Origin of the sequence: Cylindrospermum stagnale PCC 7417, assembly GCF_000317535.1 — a bacterium.
Taxonomy (GTDB): Bacteria; Cyanobacteriota; Cyanobacteriia; order Cyanobacteriales; family Nostocaceae; genus Cylindrospermum; species Cylindrospermum stagnale.
This window is the reverse complement of sequence record NC_019757.1, coordinates 2,363,300-2,375,343: the sequence shown is the minus strand read 5'-3', so window position 1 is coordinate 2,375,343 and position 12,044 is coordinate 2,363,300. Positions and strand designations below refer to the sequence as shown.

The window sequence follows — 12,044 nt, the reverse complement described above, 5'->3', positions numbered from 1 at the left end:
GCTGAACTGTTATAGCAATCCTCCTTAATGAGATGCCAGAACCAGAACTTTTCAGAATCCGGCTCTCACAGGAGGTGTTCGTCAATCAAACAGGACTGCTATAATTTTTAGGCTTTGGCAAAATGGCTTGGAATTGCGTTTGGTTGAGAGGAGCAAAATAAAGCTCAACTTCCAGGTTGGGATAGCGATCGCGAATTGACCAATAAGCTCGATTCAGATAATCTGTATGTACTTGTAACTCTCGCTCTGGATTTTTACTTAAATTGGCGTCAATCATCATTGCATAAGCACCACAGTCCTGATGGTCGAGAATAATTACTTTATTAATATGATGAAGTTGATAAGATATATCTAGCTGATCCCAAAACGCTTCGGCATCAGATGGATGAGGAAACCCAGTTACAGCCAGGGAAGCACCTGCTAAAGCTGTCCAGTCATACTCCTCACGTAAATTTTTATCCGCTAGAAACCGCCGCTCGGCTGTCATAAACCGAAAGTCGATACAACTGAGCACTAAAGCTTTCGCTTGATGAGTTGCGGCTTTAGCCGGTGCGGCTGATTGCAGAACAGTTAAGGCTACTGCTCCGGGGAGGAGAGATTTCAGAAAGTGTCGGCGACTAAAGTCTGTTTGGCTACAAAGACAGCGGCCAATTTGGCAAAGATTGATAGTAGGCTTCATTTTTTCTCGGTTGATTTAGGGGGCTCCAAATAATTTTACCTCGCTGGTGAGTCAAGTTTTATCTGTGCTTTTCAATTGGATTACGGCAACTTATAGCTAGCAACCCGCACAGTTAATAGCCCCTGACGCGGATTTTGGCTAAATATAAATGCTCCTTCTTCCTTTTCGCCATCAGACAAAAAATCAATTTGTTGCTCTCCTGTTTCAACAACTTTATCAGCAATTTGTAACTCAGCAATAATTTGCACTGATTCAGCAGTTTCACCACCAGTATTAACTATTTCAAAGGGAACATAAAAATTACCATCAATTTCTCGAATTATTTGTTTTTTATGCACCGACAAAATAGGAGGTTGATTTTTTTCATTTAGCCACATATACCCTACTAAGCTAATCACGACTGCGAGAATAGATAAAGCAATCCCGAATGTTATCCACTCAGCTAGAGAACGTTCTGCTTCTGGTTCTGTTTCCATCATATTGCTAACCTACCCGCCGCGCCGCCAATAGTTGCAGGTAATCCCAATACTAAAGTATGTTCTAACCACATCATCCATGGGTCTGCAAAAGTTAATTTTTGGAAAAAAAACAGCATTACTACACTTGCTAGCAAAGATACTAAATAAGATATGGTAGTTTCACTTAATGGACGCTGAAAAATCCCCTTTTGCTGTCTGCGTTTTTGTTGGTCTGAAAAACCAGCTTGAAAGACAATAGCGTAGGAAATCACTAAAGATGCAGCCATTAACGCCAATAACCAAGGGGGTGAAATTGCAGCTGCTAACATAGGAACTTCATCGGTTGGTGCAATATTAAAGGCAATCACAATTGCACCAATGAGAGTTGCACCTAAATCAGCAAATGTGGCATGCCAACCGTTTGGCGTATGTTTGCTGTTATCGTTACCTTTCTGGGTGATTGATGAATTATCTTGATTACCTTCTTGGAGAACCTGGTTGGCTAATGCCACACCTAGGGTAAATGGTAGACCTTCAAATACAACTTTACCCAGGGATTCTCTCAAGGATGTTTCTGGCGTAATTTCTTGCAATAACCACAACATAAATGCAGAACAAACAAATCCAATTGCCATTGCCTCTACAGTATCTATGACTGCTTCATCAACTCGCCAGTTATTTCTGCGTTTACGAAAACCCTCTGTATAATTGAGTAAAAAAACTACAATAAACATTAAGGCCATCGCTACTAAAATCAATCTTGGTTTTGCTAGGGAGCCAATCCACCATACTTCCATAGTATATATTAGTGGAATACCAAATAAAAAACCTCCACAAGTACCACGCAAAATATCATTTATTTCTTGTCTCCAAGTATTTTTATAACGTTTTTTAGCCACTACTAATATGTACCTGATGATTAAGTATGGGAATTTTACCAAAGTGTCTGTGACTGTGGCTCATTCTTAGGGGATAGTATTGCTAATCTTACCTGTATTAATAGTTTTAATACTTGTATATATGTTACAAAATAAAGTGTGGAATGTGGGTTAGAACAACTTAAACAGCAGGTAGACTTGTATTCACATACCCAACATTTTGTCAATGCGTAAGTCCTAGAGACTTTGCATACAACGTTTCTAGATTATGGGTGATTTGCCTGATATCAATATAATGTGGCGATCGCTCTCTTCCCGAACCTATACCCCAGAAAAAATCCTAAAACTTCTCAAACCCTTTTCAGGCAATGACTTTTATCTTTGAGTAGATTATTAATGCTGATCTATAGATAGAAAGTTCGTGGTGAGAGAATAATCTATGAAGTATTTGTTGAGAGTTAAATTAATAGCCAAAAGTCGTCAAGTCAAATTATCTAACAGATGTGGCGTCTTGATTTTAAATATTTAATTTTCAACACTAATGTAGAAGATATAATACACTTCCTGACTGGCTTTGGCTATATCTAATTCTGCTCTTCACGGGTTCTCTTCATCCAGTTTAGACAACCAAGCGATCGCTAAAAAGTGAGACAGGGAGAAAAATGATGCACAAAACCTTCGCAACCATTGACGGCAATGAAGCTGTTGCCCGTGTTGCTTACAAGTTAAATGAGGTGATTGCCATTTATCCCATTACCCCCTCTTCAGCAATGGGCGAATGGGCGGATGCTTGGGCGAGTGAAGGTCGTCCTAACCTTTGGGGTACTGTTCCCAGTGTCACCCAGATGCAAAGTGAAGGCGGCGCTGCTGCTGCTGTGCATGGGGCATTGCAAACGGGTGCTTTGAGTACAACTTTCACCGCGTCTCAGGGATTATTATTGATGATCCCGAACCTCTACAAAATTGCTGGTGAACTGACTAGCGCTGTAATTCATGTGGCGGCGCGTTCTTTAGCAACTCACGCTTTATCAATTTTCGGTGATCATAGTGATGTGATGGCAGCGCGTGCTTCTGGCTGGGCCTTGCTGTGTTCGGCTTCGGTGCAGGAAAGTCAAGATTTTGCCCTGATAGCCCATGCAGCGACTTTAGAAGCGCGGGTGCCGTTTATGCACTTCTTTGATGGGTTCAGAACATCCCATGAAGTACAAAAAGTTAAACTGTTGTCAGATGAAGATTTGCTCAAGCTTATTCCCCAATCTCTAATATCCGCCCACCGTTCCCGTGCTTTAACTCCAGACCGTCCAGTATTGCGCGGTACGGCTCAAAATCCTGATGTTTACTTTCAATCTCGCGAAGGTGCAAACCTTTACTACCAAGCTTGTCCCGCCATTGTCCAGAAAATTATGGATCAATTTGGCGATCGCACCGGTAGATATTACAAAATATATGAATACCACGGCGCACCGGATGCTGAACGCTTGATTGTGATTATGGGTTCCGGTTGTGAAGCCGTCCAAGAAACCGTAGATTACCTCAATCACCAAGGGGAAAAAGTCGGTTTAGTCAAAGTGCGACTGTACCGCCCCTTTGATGTCCAAAGCTTTGTAGCCACATTACCTGCTAGTGTAAAAGCGATCGCCGTTCTTGACCGCACCAAAGAACCAGGTAGCGCCGGCGAACCATTATATTTAGATGTAGTTACAGCTTTATATGAAGCCTGGGGAGACCAGCAGATGGCGCAAATTCTCCTCAACCTTGACTCAGAAATCAGCCCTCCTAAAGTTGTCGGTGGGCGTTATGGTCTTTCTTCCAAAGAATTTACCCCCGCAATGGTGAAGGGCATCTTCGATAATCTTGCCCAAATCAAACCCAAAAACCACTTTACCATCGGCATCAATGACGATGTTTCTTACACATCCCTCAACTTTGATGCCAAATTCTCCACCGAAGCAGATAACGTTGTCCGGGCAATGTTCTACGGCTTAGGTTCTGATGGTACCGTAGGCGCAAACAAAAATTCCATTAAGATTATTGGCGAAGAAACCGACAACAACGCCCAAGGTTACTTTGTCTATGATTCCAAAAAATCTGGCTCAATGACCGTTTCTCACCTGCGCTTTGGACCCCAAGCAATTCACTCCACCTACCTCATAGACCAAGCTAACTTTATTGGTTGTCATCACTGGGGATTTATCGAACGCATAGATATATTGAAAGCTGCTGTTCCTGGAGCAACTTTTTTACTCAACAGTCCATACAACGCAGATATGGTTTGGGAACATCTGCCGCTGAGAGTGCAGCAGCAAATTATTGATCAGCAACTCAAATTTTACGTAATCAACGCCAGCGAAGTTGCCCGGAATAGTGGTATGGGCGGACGGATTAACACGATTATGCAGGTGTGTTTCTTTGCTTTAGCGGGGGTATTGCCACAAAAAGAAGCAATTAGCAAAATTAAACAAGCGATTGAAAAGACTTATGGCAAAAAAGGCCCAGAAGTTATTCGGATGAACTTGCAAGCGGTAGACAACACCCTAGAAAATTTGCATGAAGTCAAGCTGAAATATGGGGCGAATTTTCTCCCCAAAATCCCAAATTCTCTTTCCATCAGCGCCCCAGAATTTGTGCGGGAAGTTTTGGGTAAAATCATGACTTGGGAAGGTGATGATTTACCAGTGAGTGCATTACCCGCTGATGGCACCTTTCCTAGTGGTACCGCCAAATGGGAAAAACGCAACGTGGCGGCAGAGATACCTGTGTGGGATGCTGATGTCTGCGTTCAGTGCGGTAAATGTGTGATGGTTTGTCCCCATAGCGCCATCCGTGCCAAAGCTTATCAACCGGCTGAGTTAGCGAATGCACCCATAACCTTTAAGTCAACCGCTGCTAAAGACAAGGACTTTGCTAACCAAAAATTTACTATTCAGGTGGCACCAGAAGACTGCACAGGGTGCGCTATTTGTGTAAATGTCTGCCCAGCCAAAAATAAATCTGAGCGATCGCTAAAGGCGATTAATATGGCAGATTGTACGGGTGGTGTAGGGGAACAAGAGCGAAAAAACTGGGATTTCTTCTTAAGTTTGCCCAATCCTGACCGACGAGAGTTGAAATTAAACCAGATTCGCCAACAACAACTGCAAGAACCGTTGTTTGAATTTTCTGGCGCTTGTGCTGGTTGTGGTGAGACACCTTATCTAAAGTTATTATCGCAATTATTTGGCGATCGCGCCCTGATTGCCAACGCTACCGGCTGTTCCTCAATCTACGGCGGCAATTTACCCACCACCCCCTGGACAAAAAACGCCGAAGGACGCGGCCCCGCTTGGTCAAATAGCCTCTTTGAAGATAACGCCGAATTTGGTTTTGGCTATCGTCTCTCCCTAGACAAACAAGCCGAATTTGCCACAGAACTGCTACAACAATTAAGCGGTGAATTAGATGAAAACCTGGTCAACTCTATCCTCAAAGCCGAACAAAAATCTGAAGCTGACATTTGGGAACAGCGAGAACGAGTAGCAAAACTATTAACCTCTGTAGAGACGTTACATGCAACGTTTCTACAAAATGATGATTTAAAGGCGAAAATCCAAAATCTCAAATCCCTTGCAGACTATTTGGTAAGAAAAAGCGTTTGGATTGTTGGTGGTGACGGTTGGGCTTATGACATCGACTTTGGCGGTATCGATCATGTACTTTCCACTGGCCGCAACGTCAACATTCTGGTGATGGATACTGAGGTTTATTCTAACACTGGCGGTCAAGCTTCCAAAGCCACCCCAAGGGCAGCAGTCGCTAAATATGCCACTGGTGGCAAGCCTGCGTCTAAAAAAGACCTTGGTTTGATTGCCATGACCTACGGAAATGTTTACGTAGCAAGTGTAGCATTAGGTGCTAGAGATGAACATACTCTCAAGGCATTTTTAGAAGCAGAAGCCTACAACGGCCCATCATTAATTATTGCTTACAGCCATTGCATCGCCCACGGCATCAACATGACCACAGGAATGAATCACCAAAAAGCATTGACAGAATCAGGGCGTTGGTTGCTGTATCGCTATAATCCCGATTTGCAGACACAGGGAAAAAATCCCTTACAATTGGATATGAAAGCACCTACTCAGTCGGTCGAGCAGTCAATGTACCAAGAAAACCGCTTCAAAATGCTCACCAAGAGTAAGCCAGAAGTTGCCAAACATTTATTATCACAAGCCCAAGCAGAAGTAGATGCACGCTGGCAAATGTATCAATATTTGGCAAATAGGTAATTGAGATCAGGATTTAGAAGATTAGAGGATTAGCAGGATTAATTTAATAATTATTATTAATCCTCATCATCCTTTCATCATTAAATCCTGATTTTAACTATTACCTATTATCAGATCATCAATCACAAATTTTCATTCTTGATATCTTCTAAATAAGAGTTAAGAAACTCTCGCCTATTCAAGACTCTTCTGGTTGATGGGTTTGACTGGTTCTGCTATACCTGATATTTGTTTTCTCTACAGCTTGCGTTAGATTTTCAAAATTGCATTTATATAATTCCAGAAGTTTATTAAACTGGTCAATTCTTAACTTAGGAATTGTTCTACCTTTTTCCCAGTTTCTCACAGTTGATTCACCTATACCAATTTGACTGGCAACGTCAACCGTTCTCAGTTTTTGGCTTTCTCGTAACTCCTTCATATCCATGCTTTAAGTCATTCTTATTTAAATTACGTTAACCCGTTGACGCTTGGAAAAAGCGAGTGTAAAATGAAACTTGAAAGGCGCTGCCCTCTCCCGCCAAGAAGAAATGCAGCGCCTAGCGTTAACCAATTCAAGGTTGAGTTTATTATGGCAAAATTTAGAGCCAGACTTCAACAGACTACTGCTGTAGGAATGACATTTTTTGTATCTTGTTCATTGTTTGCACCTCCAGCTAATGCCAACCCTGCTATTCTTGCACCCGCAGCTTTTTGTGCTGGTACGGCAGGTATAGGGTGTGTTATTGTGGGTGTCGTAGCTATTGGTGGTATCACTTATTACGTCTGGGAATATGGTGGAGGTAAGCGGGTAATAGCTGATGCTGATGGTAATATCAGACGAATAATTGATAACCCAGATAATCCAGGTGAGGTTGGCATCTGGGAAGATCCACTTGATACTGCCAGTGAACCTAAAGCAGAAAGTATTTGTAAAGCCAGAGCAGCAAAGCTAGGGGCAAGTTATACCAAACGGCGAGATCCAGTCACTAGAAAATGGATTTGTGTATTTACAGGAGGAACAGGTAAATGAGTAATACTCATTTTGTGGAGATGGCTTGCAATGACTGTGAAGAAATACCACCTCTCAATGGTGGTGTGGTTTTAACTATGCCAATATCCATGAATCAAGCAGTGGAAAAACTTCTAGAAACAGGTATGTGCTGCGGCAATGGAGACTTTAACCACACATACACGACTGGTTGTTATGGTAACAAAAATCAAATTTGGGATTTTAGTCACTATGAAACTTACGAACCTACAGATTCAAATCTTCCATCAATGGTAATTTTGCGATATCGTCCACGTAATCCAGATGCAGCAAAGTTGTTTTTCGGTAATGCAGGTAAATAAACTATGCGGTCTTGATAAGCTGAACGTCATCTAAATTTGATAATTCCGATTTCCAGCGATTTTCAGGTAAATAGACCACACCGTAGGGACACAGCACTGCTGTGTCCCTACGATAGATGTAGTTCAAATAGACGAAAACTGCTGTAATCAAAACAGGTAGTGCGGGCATCTTGCCCGCGAGCAATCTGATTATGGGAATTTTGTAAGAAATTGCGAAGCTCAACGATTGATCAAACTCAGGTAATCATCAATTTCTTCGTAGCTGTCTAGTTGTTTCTCTTCGTCTGGATTGAGTGGAGAAATTTGTTGTTTCGCTAATAAATCTTCAATACGAGTCTGCACGCTGCTAGAGGCTTTAAAAATTGGTATTCCTTCTTGTAACTCAATGCTGATTGCACCCTCTAAAGGTAAGGTGGCGGGTAGATTGTGAAGCGTTGGCAGCAAAGGAATTGTCATAGTTAAATCTATGAAATATTGTGAGTGATTATAGCGCACATCTCACCGCCGAAACCAAGTGCGTAACCAGCGCCACAAACGATGTAACAAACCCCAAAACCCACGACGAGAAACTACAGGTGCTCTTGGTTGAGAAAGACGCTCAATTGCATTGTTGCAAATTTGTACTTTAGCATCAATTCCCATTGTCTGATATAGTTCACAGGCATTGCGATAAGCACCTAATGCGTCTGATTCTCGATTTAATCTTTCTAACGATAGACCCAAATTAAGCCAAGCATTTGCTTCACCATTAAGATCACCTATCTCTTTAGCTATTTGCATAGACCTTTGCTGAAATTGAATTACTTGCTGGTAATTCCCTAAATGTCCGTGAATAGTACCTAAATTTCCTAAGCAGGCACTTTTAAGATTAAGATCACCTATCTCCCCAGCTATTTGTAGCGATCGCTGGTAGTAGTTAATTGCCTGCTTATAGTCGGCCAGGAGGTTGTATGCATTACCTAAATTAAGTAAGGCGTTACCTTCTTTACTACGATCACCTATTTCCCTATTTATTTGTAAAGATTGCTGGAAAAAATGAATTGCCTGTAGATACTGCCCCAAGCAATCGTAAGCATTACCCAAATTCCCTAAACAAGTTGATTCACCAGAGCGATCATCTATCTCCTTAAATATATGTAAAGATTGCTGGAGAAAATCAATTGCTTGTTGATACTGCTCCCAGTTGTTGTAAACAGCACCCAAATTGTTTAAGGAAAAACCTTCACCAGAGCGATCGCCCATTTCCCTATTTATTTGTAAAGATTGCTGGTAGTAGTCTATCGCCTGCTGATATTGCCCCAATGAGTTATGAGCATTACCTAAACCTATTATAGAACTACCCTCACCATAGCGATCGCCTATCTTCTTAGCTATCTGCAAAGATTTCTGATGGTAAGTGATCGCCTGCTGATATTGCCCCAATGAGTTATGAGCATTGCCTAAAATAGTAAAAACTACCCGATAATTATCTTTCTCTCTTTCCTGATTTTTCTCCCAAGCTGCTATTAATTGATCGTATAAATTAACTTGGATAGCGTAGTAACCGCGTAATGTCAAAAAATTATCACATTTTCTCAAGATATCAAAGGCCAAGGCATAATTTTCTAGTTCATACCTGTGATAGAAAATTTCTAAATATTCCTTGATATCTTCTTTAGTCTGCCAGGGTGGTTGTTTAACATTCAAAAGAAAGTAATTAATAGCTCGCTGATGCGCCTCTATCTGCTCACCAGCCTTATACCGCACATACTCCAACACCACAGGCTGAAACTCAAACCGCCGCCTTTCATCAAGTTTCTCTAACAACAGAGAACGCTTAACCAAGTTTCTCAGTTCTCCCTCAATCTCTACTTCCGAACTTCCCGGCAAAACAGCCACAGCCGCAGCACTATCAACAGCACCACGATAAACGCTGATATTGAGCAATAAAGCCTTTTGCAACTCACTCAATCGCTCAAAACTGGCATCCAACACCAACACCATCCCCACATTTTCTAGCCGATGTTGACCAATTACCTTACTATCTGTCAACAACTGCGACAAATTCCCCAAACCTAAATCTGCTAAACGTCTTAAATCTGGGTCTTGAGGATATACTTCTTTTAACAAATCTGCTACCAATCTCAACAGCAGGGGATGCCCATCTACCAATTTCACAAACTCCCCTAAATCCCCCTGAATACCTAACTCTCTTAACAGCGCTTCCCCTTCTTCTACTTTCAAACCTTTCAAGGGTAGCCATGTAAATTTTGGTAATTCCGGTCTTTCCCTAGTGGTGACTATTACCTTACTATTGCCGCCATATTCCACCCAAGCATTGAAAAAGTCCCCGTAGAACTGACTTCCCCACTGTCTATCTAGTTGTAATAAACTCTCCAGATTATCAATAATTAATAAATATTGCCCAGATTTCAGACATTTAACCAGCGCCTCCAATAACTTAGTTTCTTCTTCTGGAACCCGAAAGCCAAATTCTGTGAGAACTTGACGCGCTAAATCGCTAAAACCTGCCCCATAACTAACATCTGCCCAAAAGCGCTTAGGCAAACCTTCGATTTCTTCATAAATTTTTGCTGCTAACATCGATTTCCCAGTACCACCGATGCCTTCAATGCCAATTAAGAAAGTATTTTTATCAGTTAACCATTGCCCCAATTTGGCGATTTCTTCTTCTCGTCCCTGCCAGTAAGCCAAAGTTTTTGGGGGATTTCCCGCTTTGAGAAACCCAGGCGATTCTGCTTTGGTGCTACCTTCTAAATGAACAACAATTTGCAACTGCTCTGTTGTCAGATTAAAATTCTCTGCATCAACATGACCAACTTGAGTTAATTTACTCTCATCGTTAGCAGTTGCCTCCATTTTGATGCTTTTCGGACTAGGGGAGTTAGTTTCTTCCACCATTGCTTACAGCAAGTAAAAATTATTGTTGATATTTCCCCTCGTTCCCTGGCTCTGCCGGGGAATGCCTTCATGAGGCTCTGCCTCAAGTAAAAATACTGAGACGGAGCCTCAAAGTCTGCATTCCCAGCCGGAGGCTAGGAACGAGTTATCTAACGCAAAATGCCAATCAAAAATTCCCCTCGTTCCCTGGCTCTGCCGGGGAATGCCTTCATGAGGCTCTGCCTCAAGAAAAAATACTGAGGCGGAGCCTCAAAGTCTGCATTCCCAGCCGGAGGCTAGGAACGAGTCATCTAACGCAAAATGTCAATCAAAAATTTACCTCATCTGCTTCAATTTTACCGACTTGCTTAAATGTACTATTGTCATAAGACTCGCCACTTATCTGAATATTGTCACCAGTCGGTTGTGCAGATTCTGATTGCAAAATCTTGGCTATTTCTTCTGCAAGTGCTGTATCAGCTTCCAAAATTTTCTTCAGTTGCACCCGCAAACTCGCTTGTAAATCTTCATCTTCTGGCTTTTGCGCTACATCCGCAGCTGCTTCTTTAGCCGCTTCCTTGGCCTCTACTTTCGGCTGTAACTTAGCCCAGATAGCTTTTCCCTTATTCCAACCATCCTCACCTAGTTTTTGAGATGCACCTTCTACCACTTTATTACCCACATTCAGCAAAAACGGCAGACAGGGGGCGAGCAATTTAACGATTAAGGCGATATCCATCAATTTATGCGGTTTAACTACAGTTAGTTATACAAGAGTATGTTATCGCATTCCTAACGGGCTGAGGGTTAAGGCTAAATTAGGCATATTTAAGGGGCGGTTAGGTTGGTAAATTGTGGTTTTTTGTCACAAATAAATATTTGTGAAACCCGCCCCTGAATTTAGTATGAAATAGCTGCGGATAGTAACCGATTCAAAATGACTTTGCCCTTTCCATCAGTTACTTGTAAGCGAATCACATTAGAGTCGCTAGGACGCCACACAATTTCATACTTAAGTTTATTATTACGCCAAGTGTAGACTTGACGTTGTTTAGTCCCTGAAGTTGTAGCCCCAACTAAGGTGATATTAGAGCCATTCTTCAGATTTTTGCCTTTGTAGTAATAGGCATTATCCTGAAATGACAGAAGTACTTGCCATTCTTTATCAAGAAATTCGCCCTGAGGGTAATCGTATTTACCAGCAGCTACAGCGTGGCTACTAATAGCAACATCAGCAATGGTTGGTACAGAAAGACCCAAAATTGCAGCTACAGCAATAGCTTTGAAATTCATAAATTTAGTTTTTATCAAGTTTAATTGCTGTTAATATCATACAATATGTATCTGAATGCATAAATATATCTTCATTAAAAAATAAAACATTTAATACCATTTCTTCATGAAGATTCGCGTAATTAGCCTGCGTAGGCAGGCTTTGTTCTGGTTGCCCCAGACTTTAGGTTCGTTTAGTTATCATTCGTCATCGCCTACGCCCCACTATAGCCCATCACCCACCCAGTCAGTAGCGCATTCAAATCTCCCCCTAAACGAT

Annotated in this window: 11 protein-coding genes; 3 read left to right on the top strand and 8 right to left on the bottom strand. The window is 41.8% G+C overall.

The features are described 5' to 3' along the window. Nucleotides 1-85: 85 nt before the first annotated feature. The 3 genes from CYLST_RS09630 to CYLST_RS09620 form a co-directional block, all read right to left on the bottom strand. Nucleotides 86-679: a carbonic anhydrase gene (locus tag CYLST_RS09630; RefSeq protein WP_015207527.1), complete on the bottom strand. Its 594-nt coding sequence runs from the start codon at nt 677-679 to the stop codon at nt 86-88. Nucleotides 680-759: 80 nt separating this feature from the next. Then, nucleotides 760-1,158: a TIGR02588 family protein gene (locus CYLST_RS09625; protein ID WP_015207526.1), complete on the bottom strand. Its 399-nt coding sequence runs from the start codon at nt 1,156-1,158 to the stop codon at nt 760-762. Further along, on the bottom strand, nt 1,155-2,036 hold the full coding sequence (locus CYLST_RS09620) for a TIGR02587 family membrane protein (RefSeq protein WP_015207525.1): 882 nt from the start codon (nt 2,034-2,036) through the stop codon (nt 1,155-1,157). Before CYLST_RS09620 ends, CYLST_RS09625 begins: the two co-directional genes overlap by 4 nt. Before the next feature lie 644 nt (nt 2,037-2,680). On the opposite strand from CYLST_RS09620, the gene nifJ reads away from it, so the two are divergent. Then, entirely contained in the window at nt 2,681-6,280 is a 3,600-nt protein-coding gene (gene nifJ, locus CYLST_RS09615) for a pyruvate:ferredoxin (flavodoxin) oxidoreductase (RefSeq protein WP_015207524.1), read from the top strand. 178 nt (nt 6,281-6,458) lie between these two features. Here the strand turns inward: nifJ and CYLST_RS09610 are convergent, their stop codons facing one another. Then, nucleotides 6,459-6,701 carry a helix-turn-helix domain-containing protein gene (locus tag CYLST_RS09610; protein WP_245587484.1) on the bottom strand — a complete coding sequence of 81 codons (243 nt, stop codon included), beginning with the start codon at nt 6,699-6,701 and terminating at the stop codon, nt 6,459-6,461. Between the two features lie 150 nt (nt 6,702-6,851). Here CYLST_RS09610 and CYLST_RS09605 point away from each other — a divergent pair, with 150 nt between their 5' ends. Further along, the gene (locus CYLST_RS09605) at nt 6,852-7,292 is read left to right on the top strand and encodes a hypothetical protein (protein ID WP_015207522.1); all 441 of its coding nucleotides are present in this window, start codon (nt 6,852-6,854) and stop codon (nt 7,290-7,292) included. Next, entirely contained in the window at nt 7,289-7,612 is a 324-nt protein-coding gene (locus tag CYLST_RS09600; RefSeq protein WP_015207521.1) for a hypothetical protein, read from the top strand. Before CYLST_RS09605 ends, CYLST_RS09600 begins: the two co-directional genes overlap by 4 nt. A 219-nt stretch (nt 7,613-7,831) precedes the next feature. Here CYLST_RS09600 and CYLST_RS09595 read toward each other — a convergent pair whose 3' ends face one another. From CYLST_RS09595 to CYLST_RS09580, 4 genes are all read right to left on the bottom strand, one after another. After that, nucleotides 7,832-8,068, bottom strand: a complete 237-nt coding sequence (locus CYLST_RS09595; RefSeq protein WP_015207519.1) for a hypothetical protein — start codon at nt 8,066-8,068, stop codon at nt 7,832-7,834. Between the two features lie 42 nt (nt 8,069-8,110). Then, entirely contained in the window at nt 8,111-10,513 is a 2,403-nt protein-coding gene (locus CYLST_RS09590) for a tetratricopeptide repeat protein (RefSeq protein WP_015207518.1), read from the bottom strand. Nucleotides 10,514-10,820: 307 nt separating this feature from the next. Further along, on the bottom strand, nt 10,821-11,231 hold the full coding sequence (locus tag CYLST_RS09585) for a hypothetical protein (protein ID WP_015207517.1): 411 nt from the start codon (nt 11,229-11,231) through the stop codon (nt 10,821-10,823). Between the two features lie 161 nt (nt 11,232-11,392). Then, a complete protein-coding gene (locus CYLST_RS09580; RefSeq protein WP_015207516.1) occupies nt 11,393-11,785 on the bottom strand; it encodes a hypothetical protein in 393 nt (130 codons plus the stop codon). Between the last annotated feature and the right edge of the window lie 259 nt (nt 11,786-12,044).

Coding starts and splice junctions, on each gene's coding strand:
- CYLST_RS09630 (WP_015207527.1), bottom strand. CDS start 679: ATGAAGCCTACTATCAATCTTTGCCAAATTGGCCGCTGTCTTTGTAGC.
- CYLST_RS09625 (WP_015207526.1), bottom strand. CDS start 1,158: ATGATGGAAACAGAACCAGAAGCAGAACGTTCTCTAGCTGAGTGGATA.
- nifJ (WP_015207524.1), top strand. CDS start 2,681: ATGCACAAAACCTTCGCAACCATTGACGGCAATGAAGCTGTTGCCCGT.
- CYLST_RS09610 (WP_245587484.1), bottom strand. CDS start 6,701: ATGAAGGAGTTACGAGAAAGCCAAAAACTGAGAACGGTTGACGTTGCC.
- CYLST_RS09605 (WP_015207522.1), top strand. CDS start 6,852: ATGGCAAAATTTAGAGCCAGACTTCAACAGACTACTGCTGTAGGAATG.
- CYLST_RS09600 (WP_015207521.1), top strand. CDS start 7,289: ATGAGTAATACTCATTTTGTGGAGATGGCTTGCAATGACTGTGAAGAA.
- CYLST_RS09595 (WP_015207519.1), bottom strand. CDS start 8,068: ATGACAATTCCTTTGCTGCCAACGCTTCACAATCTACCCGCCACCTTA.
- CYLST_RS09590 (WP_015207518.1), bottom strand. CDS start 10,513: ATGGTGGAAGAAACTAACTCCCCTAGTCCGAAAAGCATCAAAATGGAG.
- CYLST_RS09585 (WP_015207517.1), bottom strand. CDS start 11,231: ATGGATATCGCCTTAATCGTTAAATTGCTCGCCCCCTGTCTGCCGTTT.
- CYLST_RS09580 (WP_015207516.1), bottom strand. CDS start 11,785: ATGAATTTCAAAGCTATTGCTGTAGCTGCAATTTTGGGTCTTTCTGTA.